Source organism: Actinomadura craniellae, assembly GCF_003289645.1.
In the GTDB taxonomy this organism is placed as follows: Bacteria; Actinomycetota; Actinomycetes; order Streptosporangiales; family Streptosporangiaceae; genus Actinomadura_D; species Actinomadura_D craniellae.
Map to the genome: position 1 here is coordinate 89,145 of NZ_QLYX01000004.1, position 16,137 is coordinate 105,281.

Sequence of the window (16,137 nt, forward strand, 5' to 3'; positions counted from 1 at the left end):
GAATCAAGGAGCGTCGGCCGGCCCTTAGCCGCTAGGCTGGCATCGGCCGCAGGAATCCCACCGGAGCGCGAGTGCGGGACATACGCGGAAGGACCACCAGCCGCACAGGACTACCAGATCGCCTCCAGTAGGCTCTACCTGCATCAGGCCCTCGTAGCTCAGGGGATAGAGCAACGGTTTCCTAAACCGTGTGCCGCAGGTTCGAATCCTGCCGGGGGCACCCTCTTGACCTGGCGTTTCGTACGGCTAACAGCCCTATTCGAGGTGCCCCACGGGCCTGAAAGCCCGTTGGGAGCCCAGCCGTCCCGGGGGTGAGGCCGCGCGCGACCCCGGACCCCGCCAAGGGGCTTCCCCGGGGCCACGGCGTACGGTGCGGGCACGACGAGGGGTTACGTCGCGCCCGCAGCCTCTACCGGACCGGTGGCCACGGCCAGGACGCCGACGTCCGCATCGCCCGGCCGAGCTCGCCTGGCGACACGGCCTCGACCAGCCGCCCACCGGCCAGCGCCCACCACCGGCCGGTGCGCCACCCGTACCAGATCCACGGCGTGCCGTACCGCTTCCGTAACGCGGCCTGCTCCGCGTGGATCTCCGCTTCCGTCACGTCCACGTCACCCCGTCGGCGGTGACCTCCGCCTGCGCGACCTGGTGCCCGTGCCGGTACCCGACACCACCGCCGGCGTAGTGCGCCCGGTGCACGCTCCCAGACGACCCCGGCGCGGCATCGGCCAACGCTTCGGCGAGATGCTCGACCGCCCGCTGCTCGTCGTCGGTGACGCCGCTCGCGCCCTGGTCATCGCCGAGACAGGCGGTCCACTCGAACAGGCGTAGCGGGCCGCTGTGGTAGTTCGTGGGGGCGCCGTGCACCATGCGGCCGGCCTCCTTCGCAGGGTAGCGGTTCGGTAACTCCAAGCGAACTGCTGCGATGGGCCGCGTACCAGGGGCACACTGGCGATGAGACACCCGATCACACCGCAGTGATCGGATATTCGGACCGGCGAATTGGTGCGCGCCATGACCGAACGATCCCGCCCTGCGTGGGCCGTACGACTCCAGACCGAACGCGAAACCCGCCGCTGGTCAAAGGCCGAGCTGGGTCGCCGGCTCCGGGCTGAGACCGGCTCACACCGCGCCCTGGAGTCCATGACGTCCCAGATCCGCGCGTGGGAACGAGGGGACCACTTCCCCCGCGACTACGTCGCCACCCTCGCCGCCGTCTTCGGCCTCGACCCGGACGACCTGTTCCCGCCTGAGGAAACAGCCGCGGGGCAACTGGCCGACACGGGGCCGCCCGCCGGGCGGGGCGTTGCGCTCGACCTCGTCTCGGCCGTCACCACCGACGGCCCTGAGGCCGACGCCGCCTACGTGCAGGGCCTACGTGAGACCAGTCAGGCGCTGGTGCGGCTGGACACCCTGCATGGCGGGGACGACGTCCTACCCTTGGCCCTGCGCGTCTTCCGCGCCGGGTCGCATCGTCTCGGCACCGGCGCCTACCGACCGGGGGTGCAGCGCGACTTGGAAGCCGCCGTAGGTGAGGCCGGGGAGGTCGCCGCGTGGATGGCCTATGACGCCGACCAGCAGCCGGTCTCACGGCAGATCATCCAAGAGGCGATGATGCTGTCTCGGCTCGCCGGTGACCGCCATATGGAGCTTTTCCAGCTCTCGCATTTGGCGATGCAGTCGGTGTACCTGCACCGCCCGGCCGAGGCGCTGCGCATCGCGTTGAGCCTCACAGACGAGGCGTTGCCGCCGCGGATCAGCGCGCTGTTCGACATCCGGCGAGGCCGCGCCCTCGCCCAGCTTGGCGACACGGCCGGCGCCGACGACGCGTTCGCCCGCGCATCGGTGATCCTGGCCGACGGGATCGGGCCGAGTGACCCGTACTGGACATGGTGGATGACCGACGCCGAACTGATGTGGCACCGGGGAGCGGCCGCCGCCGACAGGGGCGACTGGGTCCGCGCCGCGACGCTGCTGCACGCTTCGGCCGAGGCCCGCGCCACCGCCCGGCGGGCCCGGTACAACGACCTGACGCATCTGCTGAACGCCCTCGTCCGGGCGCGGGCATGGGCGGACGCCGAACCGGTGATCGGTGAAGTCGCCGCGCATCTCGGCGAGGTCGAGTCGACCCGGACAACGAACCTGCTGCGGCGGGTGGTCGAACGGATCGTCCGGGACGGGGGGGCGTCCTCGACGGTGGCGGATACCGCGGCGAGCCTGCGCGGGGCGCTGGCCGGACCGTAGGCGGCCGGGCAGCGCACCGAACGCCGGCGACGTCCCCTGGCGTTCATCGGCGTGGTTCCCAGCGGAACAGGCGGGCGGCGAGTGCGGCGGCCACGACGACCCAGGCCAGCGTCGGGGCCAGCAGGAGCAGTGAGTCCGTCATCGCGGTACCGCCGTTCCAGGCGTTCACGACCAGTTCGGTCGCTGAGCCGCCGGGCAGCAGCCGTTTGAGCAGCGTCAGGTCGTCGGTGCCGCTGATTCCCACCCAGCTCGCGACGGCGATGACGCCGAGTGTGACGGGCAGTGTCGTGACCTGGGCGTGCTCGGGCGAGTTCGTCAGCCCGGCGGTGGCCAGTGCCAGGCCGACCATCATGACCACGGTCGCGAGGACCGCGACCACCAGGAGGACGACGTTCTTCGGCGCCGTCGTGACCATGGCGAACGCGGTCAGGATCGTGGTCACCTGGACCAGCGCGACCACGGTGACCGGCAGTACGAGGCCGGTCAGGATGCCCGCGTCGCCGGCCGCCGTGGAGCGCAGCCGCTTGAGGAACAGGTTCTGCCGCCGGGAGGCCAGGGTGGTCACCGAGCCGGCGTAGAGGCCGAACGCGCAGACCGTGAACGTCACGATCGCCGCGATGTAGCCCAGGCTGGCGGTCTCGGCGAAGACGTCGTGCTGGTAGACGAAGTACGCGCTGACCACGACGGGGATCACGAAGCTGGTGACCAGCACCAGCCGGTTCCGGAAGACCTGGATCAGCTCGCTGAGCGCGATCGAGAGCATGGTGAAAGTCCTTTCTGGACAGGAGGGGGTCAGGCGTCGCCGAGGGCGCGGAAGACGTCGTCGAGGCCGGTCGGCCCGGCCGCCAGTTCCCGCAGTTCCAGCCCGTGGTCCTCGGCCCAGCGGAGCAGTGTGTACAGGTCCTTCTGCAGGCCGAAGGTCTCAACGAGGTACCGGCCGTCGCGTTCCCGCATGGCCGGCAGCGGCAGCGCGGGCGCTGGGGCCGGGAGGCCGAAGCGGATCACCGCCGGCAGCGCCCGGGTCAGCTCGGCGACCGTGCCCTCCCGGTGGAAGGTGCCGCGGTGCATGAGCCCGATGCGGTCCGCGTACTGCTGTGCCTCCTCCAGGTAGTGCGTCGTCAGCACGACCGTGGTGCCGTTCTCCCGCAGCCTGTCCACGGTGGACCACAGGGCGTCGCGGGACTGGATGTCCAGGCCGGTGGTCGGCTCGTCCAGGAAGAGCAGTTCGGGCCCGCCGTACACGGCGGTGGCGAAGTCCAGGCGGCGCTTCTCGCCACCGGACAGCTGTGACACCTTCGTGCCCGCCTTGCCGGTGAGGCCGACGATGTCGAGCACGCGCTCGACCCGGTCGGTGCGCCGGGTGAGCGTCCCGATGAGCCGGACGGATTCCGTGACCGTCAGGTCCGGGGTGAACCCGCTCTCCTGCAGCATGATCCCTGTGCGGGGTCGCACGGCACGCCGGTTCCGCGGGCTCTGCCCGAAGACCCGCACGGTGCCCGAGGTCTGGGTGCGGTGCCCCTCGACGGTCTCCAGGGTCGAGGTCTTCCCGGCCCCGTTCGTGCCGAGCAGCGCGTACAGCTCACCGCGCCGCACCTGGAAGGACAGGTCCCGGACGGCGTGGAAGTCGCCGTAGGTGACGTTCAGCTGTTCGACTTCGATGACTGGTGTGGTCGACATGCCACAGATTCCACCGGCCGGGGGGTTCGTCCGGCAGTGCGACCACGTCACGACCTCGGGATGACGTTTTTCCAGCCCAGGACATGACGTAGCGTCACTGGTGCCGTCATCCGCCCGGCAGAACACTGGAGCGGAACCACCGCCGATCCCGGAAGGGCCACAGTGGACACCAGACCGCCGCGCCGGCCCCGCGCGGTGTCCGAGCGCGCCGAGATGGCACGCGGCCGGATGCGCCGGCTGAACATCACCACGCAGCTCGCGGTGCTCATCCCGGTCGGTGCGCTGCTGGTCGTGGTCGACTCCCGGTCCTGGTGGGAGGCGGTCGTCCTGATCGTCGGCGTGCTCGTGGCCATCGTCGCGGCCGTGCGGTGGGCGGGGGACGACCTCTCCTCCGTCGCGCTGCCGTGCCTGGGGGTCAGCGCGGCCGTGTGGGTCTTCGGTGTGCTGGTCGGCGATAGCAGCACGGCGTTCTACAGCGTCACGGTCGTCGGCCCGCTCGTCGTGCCGCAGCTGCCGCGGCACCGGGTGCCGGCCGCCGTGGGGCTCGTCGTGTTCGTCGCCGCGGTGGGTGCGGCGCGGCTGCTGGTGTCGGACGAGGACCCCGGCCGGATCCTCGTCCAGTACGCGCTCACCCCGGGCGGCGTCGCCGTGTTCACCCTCGGCCTCATGTTCTCCAGCCAGGCCTTCTACAACCACATGGCGGAGCTGGAGGAGGCGCGCGAGCACGAGGCGGAGCTGGCCGTCGCGCGGGAACGGATCCGGTTCGCCAGCGAGTTGCACGACATCCAGGGCCACACGCTGCACGTGGTGAAGCTGAAGACCGCGCTGGCCGGGAAGCTGGTGCGGGCGGACGCCGGCCGGGCGGAGGAGGAGCTGCGCGAGATCACCGCCCTGGTCGGCGACACCATCAAGCAGACCAGGGAACTCGCCTACGCGCAGCGGCGGCTCAACCTCTCCGGCGAGCTGGAGAACGCGAAGAACCTGTTCGAGGCCGCCGGCATCCACGTGCGGATCGTGCGTGCGGCGGAAGTCGGCGAGCACGCGAGCCGGCTGCTCGGCCAGGTCCTCCGCGAGACGACCACCAACATCCTCCGGCACGCGCAGGCCGGGCAGGTGCGGATCACGCTGTCGGAGTCCGGCATCACCATCGTCAACGACGGCGCGCACGGCGACGACCCGCCGGAACTGCGCGGGCTGTCCACGCTCCGGGAACGGCTGGCGGACGAGGGGGGCGAGCTGACGGTGGCGCGGGACGGCGGCGAATTCGTGACGGCCGCGGTCTTCCCGGCGGGAGGGCCTCGATGATCACCGTGGTGCTCGCCGACGACGAGGCCCTCCTGCGCAAGGCGATGGCCGCGCTGCTCCCGCTGGAAGGCGACATCACCGTTCTCGCCGAGGCGGAGAACGGTGAGCAGGCCGTCGCGGTCACGCTCGAACACCGTCCGGACGTGCTCGTGATCGACCTGGAGATGCCCCAGGTGGACGGCCTGGGCGCGGTCACGGAGATCCGCCGGGCGCGACCCGACCAGGTGATCCTCATGCTGACCCGGCACGCGCGCCCCGGCGTGCTGCGCAAGGCGCTCAGGCTCGGCGTGCAGGGGTTCGTCAGCAAGTCCGCGGAGCCGGCCCACATCACGTCGGTGATCGCGGCTCTGCACGGCGGCAAGCGGTGGATCGACCCGGACGTCTCGGCGCTCGCGGTGATCGACGACTGCCCCCTCACCGACCGCGAGATCGACGTGCTGCGCGCCACCGGTGAGGGGTACTCGGTCGCCGACATCGCGGGCCGGCTCCATCTCGCGGCGGGCACGGTCCGCAACTACCTGTCGAACGCGATGCAGAAGACCCAGACCAGAACCCGGCACGAAGCCGCCCGCTACGCACGGGAACACGACTGGCTGTAAGGTCAGGCCGGGCGCATGCCCTCGATGATCCGGTCGAAGCCCTCGGACCCGTGCCCCTGGTCGATCTGCTGCCGGACGAGTGCCGTGACCATGTCGACGGGGATCGGGGCGACGCCCTGCTCGCGGCCGGCGCGGGCGATGGTCTCCAGCGCGGTGATGGTCCAGTCCAGGCTCTGCACGGGAGCGCTGTAGTCGCCACGGTCCACGAGCTGTGCGGTGTGGGCGAAGGAACCGGTCATCGCGGCGAGGAAGGGCGCGGCGCGCTCGGCGAACTCCGCAGCCGTGACGCCCGCGGTCCGGACCATCGCGGCGCCCTGCAGGAACCCGCTGAACAGCGGATACATGCCCGACAGGATGGCCAGGTCGAACAGCGAGGCCAGCCCGGCGTCCGCGCCGTCGTAGGTACTGGCCGCCCACAGGTCGAACAGGTCGCGGTACCGGTCGAACACCTCGCGGTCACCGCTGTAGAGGATCTGTGCCCCGGGAGCACCGATCATCGGCGGTATCGCCATGATCGCCCCGTCGAGGTAGGCGACGCCGCGCTCCTCCGCCCAGGCCGCCAGTTCCCGCGCCTCGCCGGGGGTCGTGGTCGTGAGGTTGACGACCGTGCGGCCACGCAACGCGTCGGCCACCGGGGTGAGGGTCTGGCGCACCGAGGCGTGGTCGTAGAGGCAGACCACCACCGGACCGCCCGCGGTCACGGCTTCGTGGACCGTCCCGGCTTCGACGGCGCCCCGTTCGATCAGTTCGCCCGCCCGGCCCGGCGTCCGGTTCCACACCGTGACCGGGTGTCCCGCCTTGAGCAGCGCCGCCACCAGCGCCCGTCCCATCGCGCCTAGGCCGAGCATGGTGGTTCCGGTTGCCGTCGTCATGATGTTCGTTCCTTCCGGAGGTGTCGTCACGGAGCACCTCGGTGAATGTCGAGCACGTGCTCCCAGATTCGACCCCGGCTTAAGATTTGGGAAGTACGTACCTTTTTCTGCGGTACCCACCTAGAGGTAAGTGAGGGCGCGATGGTGAAGTCTCCGGGGCAGGGCCCGTACATCTGCGGGATCGACGCCGCTCTGGACGTGGTCAGCGGCAAGTGGAAGGGCTTGATCCTCTGGGAACTCGACGAGCACGGCACGAGGCGCTTCGCGGAGTTGCGCCGTGGGCTGCCGGGCGTGAGCGAGAAAATGCTGACCCAGCATCTGCGCGAGATGGAGCGGGACGGCCTGGTGATCCGCACCGTCTACGCCGAGGTGCCGCCGCGGGTGGAGTACACCCTCACCGAACACGGCCGCATGCTCAACAAGGCGCTCGAACCGCTGGGCGAGTGGGGTCGCGAACGGATCCGCCGTGAGGCCCTCGGGATGGTCGACCATCCGGATGCGCCCGTGATGCCGCGCCCGTAACTCCGGGCGGTGGTGCGAACCCGGCCCTCCCGCAGGACCACCAACCGGTCGGCGGCGGCCTGGTCCAGATCGTGCGGGGCACGGCCGGCAGGCCGGATGCCTACATCAGCCGGACCAGGCAACGCCCCACGGACGTGTCACGGAAGGTCTCCCGCAGATCGCCGGTCCCGGTCGGGGAGTGATGGCCGATCAGCCAGTGCGCTTCGATGTCGGTGCCCTTCCACAGCGGCACCATCCCTTTGAACGAAGGGACCTGCCGGATCTGCGGCTCCCGGCCGCCCGCCAGCCGAGCGGCGTCATCGCCGCAGCAGGTCACCGCGCGAGGTGCCGAGCCGGGGGGCGTCCACAGGGCACGCGTCCCGGCGGCGCCGTGATACGGGTCGAAGGGGCATGGCCGGTATCCGGTACCGAAATGGCCCAGCCGGGCCACGGCGAGCATGGCGGTGAACAGCTCCACCTGCCTCGCGTCCACGAACAGATCACCCGGCTCACCGGCGCGCCACCCGTCCCGCAGCCGGCGGGCCTCTTCCACCCGCCCCTCGGTGAGGGCCTCTGCCTGCGCCAGTTCCTCGTCGAGCCCGTCCATGATCCGCAGCGCCAGCGCACGCCCGCGGGCCAGGTCCCGGTTCACGCCGCGCTCCTGATCACCTGGGCATCGTAGACCTGGCTCGCGGCTCGCTGGTGCCCTTGGGCCGGAGAGCCACGATCTTCTGGCTTCGGGCAAAGGCGATCGGGCTTTCTCGCCAGGGGCCGGTGGGCAGGTGGATGGCGCGGCCCGGCGGTCACCACCCGTGCTTTTGAGGTGGGCGGAGGCGCCGGGTCAGCGGGAGCGGGTGGGAACGTGGCGGCGCCTGATCACCCTGGTGACCGAGATGGTCAGGGCGCCGAGGAGGCCGAGCGTGACGAAGCCGGCGAGGACGCCCTGGTTCAGCAGCCTGGGCAGGAACGGCGGCCTGCCGATCGCGAACCGGGTGCCGGCCGGGGCGGTGCAGCGCACCTGGTGCTCGACCCGCACGGCCGCCTCGGGTGACACGGTGTAAATGAAGTACCAGGCGCTGTCCCCCTCGGCGATGCGGTGGACGCGTTTCGCGCGCAGGTGGATCGGCTGCCAGCTCCCGGTATGGGTGAGGTACTGGCAGGTGGCGGGGGTCGGGGCGCGGTCGGCGGGACCGCGCTGGTAGATCGCGGCGGGGCGCCCGCCGAGGACGGGGCCTTTCTCGTAGGAGATCGCGGTGACGATCTCTCCCTGGCCGAACTCCCGCTCCAGGTCGATGGACATGGCGGTGATCCGGCTGCCGGCGGCCGCCGCTCCGACGCCGAGGCCGAGGCAGACCACCAGGAACAGCATGGCGACTGGGTGGTTCATGCGGTCACGCCGGTGGCGGGGGACGGGGTTCATCGCAACTCCCAGGGTCGGCGGGGGGAATCACTGGGGTCAGATGACCGCCTCGTCCGGAATGTTCCGCCTCCTGCGGGAGGGCTGCCCGCCCGGCGGGCGGAACTGCCCTATCGGGCAGCCGCCAGTTACCGGTCGTGTTCGTTTTCGTCGTCCACCACGCCCGGACGGCCGCCTGACCACGGGACGGCCACGGCGGTCGCGGGCGCGGTGTTCAACACCCTGACGTGGAACCTCGGCACGCTGGACGGCCACGGCGGTCGCGGGCGCGGTTCACCGCGGCGGGCCCGCCTCGATCCGGCGCAGGGCGGCGTCGTGCTCTCCCGGCTGCGGGCGGAAGCCCTCCAGCCACCAGGTCGCACCGGCCGCGGCGATGGACCCCACCGTGTCCTGGGCCGCCGCCGTGTCCTCCGGCGGGGTGCGACCGGTGATCACCACGTCGAACGGGCCGGTGCCGGTGCGGTGCTCGGCGACGGTGGCGACGATCTCGGCGACCACCTCGGGGGTCGGCTCCCAGGACCCGTCCTGCGGGTTGAACACCATCGGCGCCACACCGTCCCACCGGGCCGCCCGGCGCAGCGGCGGCCGGTTGGGCCAGTTACAGCCGATCCAGACGGGCGGGCGCGGCCGCTGCACCGGGGTCGGGTGGAACGTGACGTCCGCGGCGGTCAGATGCTCGCCGTGGAAGTCCACCCGCTCCCCGGACCACAGCCCGGCCAGCACCGCCAGGCCCTCGTCCAGCCGCTGGGCGACCTCCCGCGGTCGCACCGGCTCGCCCCAGGTGCCGTACTCGGCCTCCAGCGTGAACCCCAGCCCCGCCCCGAACACCAGCCGCCCGCCCGACAGCCGGTCCAGGGACGTGGTCTGCCGGGCCAGCGTTCCGGGCCGCCGCCGGGCCACCGCGGTGACCAGCGGGCCGAGCCTGATCCGCTCGGTCGCCGTGGCCGCCACGGTCAGCAGCACCCAGGGGTCGCCCACCTCGACCTCGCCGTAGGGGAACACCACGTGGTCCCAGACGAAGAGCCCGTCCCACCCGGCCGCCTCGGCCCGGCGCGCCACCTCGGCGAACTGGAGCGGATCCGCGAACTCGCCGAGGTTGGGTACAGAAATTCCATATTTCATATCCAGCAGCTAACTATGGACGCAACGATCATGGCTAGAGGCAAGGGCCACAACGCGCACCCGCCACCGGGACCACGCCCACACCAGGCGGGCGGTACGGTGGCCGCCGCCCCGACGAGGGCCCGGCCCTACGCCGCCGAGAACCTCGCCGCGAGTTCGCGATGCCCGGCCGCGGCCCGCCTCGCATCGGCGGCACCGATGACCGACCCGGGCATGCGGCTCAGGCGCTCGACCTCCTCCGCCAGGCGCAGGTGCTCGCGGTGCGCGTGCTCCCGGCAGGCGAGGCAGGTGACCCTGTCCGGACGCGGAGAGGTCATCGCATACGGCGCCCGCACCCCGCACCCGGTGGTGACGACGCCCGGCAGGTCACCGGCCAGGCCGAACGTGGACGCCAGCATGTCGCGGACGGCGGCGTCGCCGTGAATCACCTTCACCTCGACGTGGATGTGCGGATCGCTCCCGCCCATGCGCCCTCCCTGCTCCGGCCGGAGGCTCTCCTGCCCGCGGACCGCAGGGCGAGTCTGCCACCCGCTCCCGGCGGAGGACGCGCGGTCCGGCGCCGGTGGTGCTTGACCGTCCCGTGGCCGGGGTGCCGGGTTCCGTCAGGTGCGGGCATCGAGTCAACTCGCGCCGGGCCCGCGGAAATGACTTTTAAGTCAAACAATTCCGGGGACCGGTAAATCCAATACTCGCATAGCGACCATTGTCGGCAACTTGCCGTAAATAGCCTTGACGCTCATCTTCCGAGGGTGAAATGTACGAAGAGCCAGCGCCTATCCGCATTCCCCGGATAGGCGGCCATCGGGTGGCCGAGAGGCCGCCCAGGCGCTCTGAAAAGAGGAGGCACCATGCAGAACAGGCACCGCATGATGCTGGTCGGTTCGGCTCTTCTCACATCCCTCGCGCTTTTCCCGGCCGGCGCGGCCCAGGCGGCGACCGCACCGGTTCCCGCCCAGACGGTCGTCACCGCGGGCCAGGTGAGCGCACCCGGCGCCCCGGCCGCGCTGCAACGGTCACTCACGTACTGGCGGGGTTACCGGAACGGGTACCGGCGCGGCGTCCGGGACGGTTACCGGGACTGCCGGCGCAAGCGCGTCGGCGCCCATGGCCATCGCGGCGGGCGCCAGTACACGCGCGGATGGGCCGCCGGCTACCTCAGGGGATACCGCCGAGTCTGCGGACGCTGAAACCGAATTCACCGGATGAGCGGTGACCGCGGGCGCCGGGGCGTTCCGTTGCCCGAGGGCCCCGCCCCGCGGTCGCGCGTCGACGCGCCTTTCCTCCGGGTGGGAAACGGCAAGGCGGCTTCCCCGGCAGCCGGGAAGCCGCCTTTCCCCTGCCCGGAAAATCAGCCCTCCGGGGTTTCGGCCGCCACCGGACGGCTCGGGTCGGTGATCCAGTGGCTCCACGAACCGACGTACAGCGCGGCGCGCTCGTACCCGGCGACATGCATCGCCCAGACCGTGTGCGCCGCCGTGACCCCGGACCCGCAGTACGCGCCGGCCGAGGCCCCCGCCCCCGCCGCGGTGAAGACCTCGCGCAGTTCGCCGGCCGGGCGCAGCCGCCCGTCCGCCGTGACGAGCCGGTCGGCGGGCAGGTTGACCGCGCCGGGGATGTGGCCGGCGACCGGATCGACCGGCTCGTCGTGACCGGCGTAGCGGACGGCTGTCCGGGCGTCCAGCAGCACCCCGTCCCGGGCCAGGGCCGCGGCCTCCGCGGCGCCGAGGACGGGCAGACCGCCGGGCCGGACGGTGAAGTCCCCGGGCTCGACCTCCGGTTCCCCGCTCTCGACCGGCAGTCCCGCCGCGGTCCACGCCTGGTAGCCGCCGTCGAGGACGCTGACATCCCTGTGGCCGGCCCAGGTCAGCGTCCACCAGGCGCGGGCGGCGGCGTGCCCCGGGCCGTCGTCGTAGACGACCACCGGCCGGGCCGCGCGAACGCCGGCCCGGCGCAGCGCCGCCTGGAGCCGGGTGGGGTCGGGCAACGGGTGCCGTCCCCCGGCGCCCGGCGGACCGCACAGATCCTCGTCGAGGTCGAGGAAGACCGCGCCCGGCACATGGCCCGCCCGGTGCTCGGGCCGGCACGAGGGCGCGCCCAGCCGCCAGCGCACGTCCAGCACGGTGCAGGCCGCCGGGTCGAGTTTCCGCACGTCGATGATGGTCATACCTCGATGATCCCCGATCGGGCGAGCGCCGGGTCCAGGGACGGTCCCCGGACCCGACGGCACCGCCTTCCGGACGGCCCGCCCGGGACGAACTCCCGGGCGGGCCACCGGAGTGTTCCGATCAGCGGGCCTCGCCGCGCCGGTAGATCTCGCCGTCGGCCGCCGGCATCCGCAGCCGCTGGCTGGCCAGCGCCAGGACGAGCAGCGTGGTCAGGTGCGGGGTGAAGGAGACCAGCTCGCCGGGCACCGCGTCGGTGCGGAAGAACCAGACGAGCAGGCCCGCCGCGGCCACCAGCGCCACGGCCGCCGACAGCCGGGCGTTGCGCCGCGCCGTGCCGGCGAGCTCGCCGGGCACCACGGGCGCCCGGGTGGACCGCACGAGCTGCCAGACCGCGACCCCGACCAGCAGGATCGCCACGAACAGCAGCAGCGCGTGCACCGAGTCGCCGCCGCCGCGGACGTTCATCGCGTCGGTGTAGCCGAACAGCAGCGAGCCGGTGCCCAGCCCGACCGGACGCCAGTTACCGAAGATCATCGCGGCCAGGCCGATGTAGCCCCGGCCGCCGGTCAGCCCGTCCTGGTAGACCGTGGCGTGCGCGGTCACCAGGAACGCGCCGCCCAGCCCGGCGAACGCACCCGACATGACCACCGCCGCGTACTTCATCCGGATGACGTTCACGCCCAGCGACTCGGCGGCGTAGGGGTCCTCGCCGCAGGAGCGGATGCGCAGCCCGAACGGGGTCCGCCACAGCACCAGGTAGGTCAGCGGCACGAGCAGGATGGCCACCAGCGTCAGCACCGACATCCCGGCGGTCAGCCCGCGCAGGATGCCCGCCACGTCCGACACCAGGAACCAGTGGTGCCGTTCCAGCGCGCCCAGCGCGTCGGGGCTCTTCCAGCCGAAGAGTTCGCCGCCCGACAGCACCGGCAGCGTCAGCGTGTTGATCAGTTCGACGGGTGGTGACTGCCGTTCCCCGCCGCCCAGCGCCTTGGCGGCCTCGGTGGTGAACAGCAGCCCGGACAGGAACTGGGTGAGGCCCAGCCCGAGGATGTTGATGGCCACACCGGAGACGATGTGGTCCACCCCGAACGTCACGGTGGCGACGGCGTGCACCAGCCCGCCCAGCGCCCCGCCGAGGATGCCGACCAGCACGCCGATCCACGGACCCCACTGGTAGCCGGCCCAGGCGCCGGTCCAGGTACCGAGGATCATCATGCCCTCGAGGCCGATGTTGACCACGCCCGCGCGCTCGGCCCACAGCCCGCCCAGCCCGGCCAGGAAGATCGGCACGGCCAGCCGCAGCGCCGCGCCGACGGTGCCGCTGGAGGTGACGTCGTCGGCACCGGTCAGCGTGCGCACCAGCGACAGCAGGACCAGCAGCCCGGCCGCGCCCATCAGGATGTACGGCAGGCGGAGCCTCCGCCGCACCGTGCTCACCGCGGTCATGAGGTCTCCCGAGCGAGTTCGGCGGCCACCGCGCGCTGTTGCAATCGGATCTCCCAGCGCCGGACGAGTTCGTACACGATCACGACGGTCAGCACGACGACGCCCTGCATCACGCCGACGATCTCCTTGGGCACGTCGACCTCCTGGAGCACGTCCGAGGACTGGTCGAGGAAGGAGAACAGCAGCGCGGCGAACGCGATCCCCAGCGGGTGGTTACGGCCGAGCAGCGCGATCGTGATGCCGGTGAAGCCGAGCCCCGCCGGGAAGTTCAGCGAGTACTCGTAGGACGCGCCGAGCAGTTCGGGCATCCCGACCAGCCCGGCCACCATGCCCGACAGCACCATGGTGATCACGATCATGCGCCCGCTGCTCACCCCGCTGGCCTGGGCCGCGGTGGGCGACAGGCCCGAGATGCGCAGGTCGAAGCCGAACCGGGTGCGGTTGAGCACCACGTAGTAGACGACGCCGATGACGATCGCCAGTGGCAGCAGCCCGTACAGCCGGCCGGGCAGGTCGATGCCGATCGCCGACAGCACCCCGTTGAGCTCGCCGACCCGGCCCGACTCGGGGATCGGCGGGGTGGCGACGTTGTTGCTGCCCGGGCGGACCTCGGCCAGCCGCTTGTCGTTGAGCAGGTACGCGATGATCCCGGTGGCGATCGCGTTGAGCATGATCGTCGAGATGACCTCGCTGACGCCGCGGGTCACCCGGAGGATGCCGGCGATCGAGGCCCACAGGCCGCCGATCAGCATGGCCGCGACGATCACCAGGAGCTGGCCGAACGGGGCGGGCAGCGCGATCGCCCCGCCCAGCGCCGCCGCCAGCATGGCCGCCATCCGGTACTGGCCGTCCACACCGATGTTGAACAGCGCCATCCGGAAGCCGATGGCGACCGCGATGGCCGACAGGTAGTAGCGGGTGCTCCGGTTGAGGATGTCCACGATCGAGTTCGGCTCGGTGCCGTACTCGACCATCGCGGTGATGGAGCTGAACGGGTCGGCGCCGGTCAGCCGGAGCAGGACCATGGTGATGGCCAGCGCGATGGCCAGGGCCAGCACCGGTGCGCCGACCTTCAGCGCCAGCCGCTGCGGCCCGAGCCCCTGGAGGATCGCGCGCCAGGCCGGCACCTTGTCGGGCTCGCCCGCCGGAGGCTTGGCCTCGGGCGCGACCGGCGGCTTCTCGGGCTCGCCTGCCGGGGACCCGTCCCCGGATACCGGCGGCTTCTCGGGTTCGCCCGCGGGGGGCTTCTCCTCGGTCACGGTCCCTCCGCCCCGGTCATCGCGGACCCGAGTTCCTCGGGCGTCACCGTGCCCGGGTCGACCTCGGCGACGAGCCGGCCGCGCAGGATCACGTGCAGCGTGTCGGACATTCCGATGAGTTCCTCGAGATCCGCGCTGATCAGCAGTACCGCCAGCCCCGCCGCGCGGGCCTGGCGCAGGTAGTCCCAGATCGCGGCCTGGGCGCCGACGTCGATGCCCCGGGTGGGATGGGCGGCGATCAGCAACCTGGGCTCGCCCGACATCTCGCGGCCGACGATCAGCTTCTGCTGGTTACCGCCGGACAGCGCCGCGGCGGGGACGTCGATGCCGGGGGTGCGGACGTCGTATTCGTCGACGATCCGCGCAGTGTCCCGGCGGGCGCCCCGCCGGTCGATCCACGGGCCCCGGACGTTGGGCCGCTCGGTCTGGTGGCCGAGCATCCGGTTCTCCCAGAGCGGGCCCTCCAGCACCAGCCCGTGCCGGTGCCGGTCCTCGGGGATGTAGCCGATGCCGGCCTCCCGGCGGCGCCGGGTCGGCCAGCCGGTGATGTCGCTCAGGTCGTCGCCGGAGCGGTACCGGATCCGGCCCGTCCCGGCATGCCGGATGCCCATGATCGCTTCGATCAGCTCGCCCTGCCCGTTGCCCTCGACCCCGGCCAGGCCGACGATCTCGCCGCGCCGGATGCGCAGCGACACACCGTCCACCACCGCCCGTCCCTCGGCGGTGCGGACGGTCAGGTCGTCGACCTCCAGCTGGACGTCCTCGGTCACGGTGGATTCGCGCAGTTCGGGGGTGGGCAGCTCGGAGCCGACCATCAGCTCGGCCAGCTGCCGGGCGGTGACCTCGGCCGGGTCCAGGCACTTGGCCACCGTGCTGCCGCGCCGGATCACCGTGATGGCGTCGGCGACCTGCAGCACCTCGTCGAGCTTGTGCGAGATGAACATGACGGTCAGGCCCTCGGAGCGCAGCTCGCGCAGGTTGTCGAACAGCTCCTCGACCTCCTGCGGGACGAGGACCGCGGTGGGCTCGTCCAGGATCAGGATGCGGGCGCCCCGGTAGAGCACCTTGAGGATCTCCACCCGCTGCCGGTCGCCGACGCCGAGCGTCTCCACCAGCGCGTCCGGCTCGACCCGCAGCCCGTACCGCCGCGACATCTCCTCGATGCGCGCCCGGGCGGCGGCGAAGTCGATGCGCCAGCGGCGGCGCGGTTCGGCGCCGAGGATGACGTTCTCCAGCACGGTCAGGTTGTCGGCCAGCTTGAAGTGCTGGTGGACCATGCCGATGCCGCGGGCGATGGCGTCGGCCGGCGACTTGAAATGCACCGGCTCGCCGTTGATCTCGATGGTGCCCTCGTCCGGCCGTTGCATGCCGTAGAGGATCTTCATCAGCGTGGACTTGCCCGCGCCGTTCTCACCGCACAGGGCGTGGACCTCGCCCTGGTCGACGGAGAGGTTGATGTCGCGGTTGGCGACCACACCGGGAAACCGTTTGGTGATCGCCGTAAGCCGTACCGCGGGTGCGTCGGGCATC

18 protein-coding genes and 1 tRNA gene are annotated in these 16,137 nt (G+C 71.8%); 6 read left to right on the forward strand and 13 right to left on the reverse strand.

The window, feature by feature from the left end; all coding sequences use genetic code 11:
* Positions 1 to 147: 147 nt before the first annotated feature.
* Positions 148 to 220: transfer RNA gene (locus DPM19_RS09890), tRNA-Arg, on the forward strand.
* 189 nt (positions 221 to 409) lie between these two features.
* On the opposite strand, the gene DPM19_RS09895 is transcribed toward DPM19_RS09890, so the two are convergent.
* Together DPM19_RS09895 and DPM19_RS09900 are read right to left on the reverse strand one after the other, a co-directional pair.
* Positions 410 to 604 (reverse strand): hypothetical protein, encoded by a 195-nt coding sequence (locus DPM19_RS09895; RefSeq protein ID WP_146778801.1) that lies wholly within the window; start codon positions 602 to 604, stop codon positions 410 to 412.
* Positions 601 to 870 carry a hypothetical protein gene (locus DPM19_RS09900; protein ID WP_111865296.1) on the reverse strand — a complete coding sequence of 90 codons (270 nt, stop codon included), beginning with the start codon at positions 868 to 870 and terminating at the stop codon, positions 601 to 603. Before DPM19_RS09900 ends, DPM19_RS09895 begins: the two co-directional genes overlap by 4 nt.
* A gap of 273 nt (positions 871 to 1,143) precedes the next feature.
* On the opposite strand from DPM19_RS09900, the gene DPM19_RS09905 reads away from it, so the two are divergent.
* The gene (locus tag DPM19_RS09905) at positions 1,144 to 2,244 is read left to right on the forward strand and encodes an XRE family transcriptional regulator (RefSeq protein WP_111865299.1); all 1,101 of its coding nucleotides are present in this window, start codon (positions 1,144 to 1,146) and stop codon (positions 2,242 to 2,244) included.
* Positions 2,245 to 2,287: 43 nt separating this feature from the next.
* Here the strand turns inward: DPM19_RS09905 and DPM19_RS09910 are convergent, their stop codons facing one another.
* Entirely contained in the window at positions 2,288 to 3,007 is a 720-nt protein-coding gene (locus DPM19_RS09910; protein ID WP_111865301.1) for an ABC transporter permease, read from the reverse strand.
* Between the two features lie 29 nt (positions 3,008 to 3,036).
* The gene (locus DPM19_RS09915) at positions 3,037 to 3,921 is read right to left on the reverse strand and encodes an ABC transporter ATP-binding protein (protein WP_111865304.1); all 885 of its coding nucleotides are present in this window, start codon (positions 3,919 to 3,921) and stop codon (positions 3,037 to 3,039) included.
* Between the two features lie 162 nt (positions 3,922 to 4,083).
* Between DPM19_RS09915 and DPM19_RS09920 the strand changes: the two genes are divergently transcribed.
* On the forward strand, positions 4,084 to 5,226 hold the full coding sequence (locus DPM19_RS09920; protein ID WP_325050207.1) for a histidine kinase: 1,143 nt from the start codon (positions 4,084 to 4,086) through the stop codon (positions 5,224 to 5,226).
* Positions 5,223 to 5,825, forward strand: a complete 603-nt coding sequence (locus DPM19_RS09925) for a response regulator transcription factor (protein ID WP_111865307.1) — start codon at positions 5,223 to 5,225, stop codon at positions 5,823 to 5,825. The genes DPM19_RS09920 and DPM19_RS09925 overlap by 4 nt, the downstream gene beginning before the upstream one ends.
* Positions 5,826 to 5,827: 2 nt before the next feature.
* Here DPM19_RS09925 and DPM19_RS09930 read toward each other — a convergent pair whose 3' ends face one another.
* The gene (locus tag DPM19_RS09930; RefSeq protein WP_111865310.1) at positions 5,828 to 6,697 is read right to left on the reverse strand and encodes an NAD(P)-dependent oxidoreductase; all 870 of its coding nucleotides are present in this window, start codon (positions 6,695 to 6,697) and stop codon (positions 5,828 to 5,830) included.
* A gap of 141 nt (positions 6,698 to 6,838) precedes the next feature.
* Here DPM19_RS09930 and DPM19_RS09935 point away from each other — a divergent pair, with 141 nt between their 5' ends.
* Positions 6,839 to 7,219 carry a winged helix-turn-helix transcriptional regulator gene (locus DPM19_RS09935; RefSeq protein WP_111865313.1) on the forward strand — a complete coding sequence of 127 codons (381 nt, stop codon included), beginning with the start codon at positions 6,839 to 6,841 and terminating at the stop codon, positions 7,217 to 7,219.
* A 100-nt stretch (positions 7,220 to 7,319) separates the two neighbouring features.
* Here the strand turns inward: DPM19_RS09935 and DPM19_RS09940 are convergent, their stop codons facing one another.
* The 4 genes from DPM19_RS09940 to DPM19_RS09955 all read right to left on the reverse strand — a co-directional run bounded on the left by DPM19_RS09940 (position 7,320) and on the right by DPM19_RS09955 (position 10,204).
* Positions 7,320 to 7,850, reverse strand: a complete 531-nt coding sequence (locus DPM19_RS09940) for a hypothetical protein (protein WP_111865315.1) — start codon at positions 7,848 to 7,850, stop codon at positions 7,320 to 7,322.
* A gap of 189 nt (positions 7,851 to 8,039) precedes the next feature.
* Positions 8,040 to 8,585: a hypothetical protein gene (locus DPM19_RS09945; RefSeq protein WP_146778802.1), complete on the reverse strand. Its 546-nt coding sequence runs from the start codon at positions 8,583 to 8,585 to the stop codon at positions 8,040 to 8,042.
* Positions 8,586 to 8,888: 303 nt separating this feature from the next.
* Complete coding sequence (locus tag DPM19_RS09950; RefSeq protein WP_111865321.1) at positions 8,889 to 9,737, reverse strand: LLM class flavin-dependent oxidoreductase; 849 nt, start codon at positions 9,735 to 9,737, stop codon at positions 8,889 to 8,891.
* A gap of 128 nt (positions 9,738 to 9,865) precedes the next feature.
* The gene (locus DPM19_RS09955; RefSeq protein ID WP_111865324.1) at positions 9,866 to 10,204 is read right to left on the reverse strand and encodes a hypothetical protein; all 339 of its coding nucleotides are present in this window, start codon (positions 10,202 to 10,204) and stop codon (positions 9,866 to 9,868) included.
* 381 nt (positions 10,205 to 10,585) lie between these two features.
* On the opposite strand from DPM19_RS09955, the gene DPM19_RS09960 reads away from it, so the two are divergent.
* The gene (locus DPM19_RS09960) at positions 10,586 to 10,924 is read left to right on the forward strand and encodes a hypothetical protein (protein ID WP_111865327.1); all 339 of its coding nucleotides are present in this window, start codon (positions 10,586 to 10,588) and stop codon (positions 10,922 to 10,924) included.
* Positions 10,925 to 11,085: 161 nt separating this feature from the next.
* Here the strand turns inward: DPM19_RS09960 and DPM19_RS09965 are convergent, their stop codons facing one another.
* The 4 genes from DPM19_RS09965 to DPM19_RS09980 all read right to left on the reverse strand — a co-directional run bounded on the left by DPM19_RS09965 (position 11,086) and on the right by DPM19_RS09980 (position 16,136).
* Positions 11,086 to 11,901, reverse strand: a complete 816-nt coding sequence (locus DPM19_RS09965; protein WP_111865331.1) for a sulfurtransferase — start codon at positions 11,899 to 11,901, stop codon at positions 11,086 to 11,088.
* 121 nt (positions 11,902 to 12,022) lie between these two features.
* Positions 12,023 to 13,348 carry an ABC transporter permease gene (locus DPM19_RS09970; protein ID WP_111865334.1) on the reverse strand — a complete coding sequence of 442 codons (1,326 nt, stop codon included), beginning with the start codon at positions 13,346 to 13,348 and terminating at the stop codon, positions 12,023 to 12,025.
* Positions 13,345 to 14,607 (reverse strand): ABC transporter permease, encoded by a 1,263-nt coding sequence (locus tag DPM19_RS09975; protein ID WP_233510016.1) that lies wholly within the window; start codon positions 14,605 to 14,607, stop codon positions 13,345 to 13,347. Before DPM19_RS09975 ends, DPM19_RS09970 begins: the two co-directional genes overlap by 4 nt.
* The gene (locus tag DPM19_RS09980) at positions 14,604 to 16,136 is read right to left on the reverse strand and encodes an ABC transporter ATP-binding protein (protein ID WP_111865336.1); all 1,533 of its coding nucleotides are present in this window, start codon (positions 16,134 to 16,136) and stop codon (positions 14,604 to 14,606) included. Before DPM19_RS09980 ends, DPM19_RS09975 begins: the two co-directional genes overlap by 4 nt.
* Between the last annotated feature and the right edge of the window lies 1 nt (position 16,137).

Coding starts and splice junctions, on each gene's coding strand:
- DPM19_RS09910 (WP_111865301.1), bottom strand. CDS start 3,007: ATGCTCTCGATCGCGCTCAGCGAGCTGATCCAGGTCTTCCGGAACCGG.
- DPM19_RS09960 (WP_111865327.1), top strand. CDS start 10,586: ATGCAGAACAGGCACCGCATGATGCTGGTCGGTTCGGCTCTTCTCACA.
- DPM19_RS09970 (WP_111865334.1), bottom strand. CDS start 13,348: ATGACCGCGGTGAGCACGGTGCGGCGGAGGCTCCGCCTGCCGTACATC.
- DPM19_RS09900 (WP_111865296.1), bottom strand. CDS start 870: ATGGTGCACGGCGCCCCCACGAACTACCACAGCGGCCCGCTACGCCTG.
- DPM19_RS09905 (WP_111865299.1), top strand. CDS start 1,144: ATGACGTCCCAGATCCGCGCGTGGGAACGAGGGGACCACTTCCCCCGC.
- DPM19_RS09945 (WP_146778802.1), bottom strand. CDS start 8,585: ATGAACCACCCAGTCGCCATGCTGTTCCTGGTGGTCTGCCTCGGCCTC.
- DPM19_RS09935 (WP_111865313.1), top strand. CDS start 6,839: ATGGTGAAGTCTCCGGGGCAGGGCCCGTACATCTGCGGGATCGACGCC.
- DPM19_RS09955 (WP_111865324.1), bottom strand. CDS start 10,204: ATGGGCGGGAGCGATCCGCACATCCACGTCGAGGTGAAGGTGATTCAC.
- DPM19_RS09950 (WP_111865321.1), bottom strand. CDS start 9,737: ATGAAATATGGAATTTCTGTACCCAACCTCGGCGAGTTCGCGGATCCG.
- DPM19_RS09965 (WP_111865331.1), bottom strand. CDS start 11,901: ATGACCATCATCGACGTGCGGAAACTCGACCCGGCGGCCTGCACCGTG.
- DPM19_RS09915 (WP_111865304.1), bottom strand. CDS start 3,921: ATGTCGACCACACCAGTCATCGAAGTCGAACAGCTGAACGTCACCTAC.
- DPM19_RS09930 (WP_111865310.1), bottom strand. CDS start 6,697: ATGACGACGGCAACCGGAACCACCATGCTCGGCCTAGGCGCGATGGGA.
- DPM19_RS09925 (WP_111865307.1), top strand. CDS start 5,223: ATGATCACCGTGGTGCTCGCCGACGACGAGGCCCTCCTGCGCAAGGCG.
- DPM19_RS09980 (WP_111865336.1), bottom strand. CDS start 16,136: ATGCCCGACGCACCCGCGGTACGGCTTACGGCGATCACCAAACGGTTT.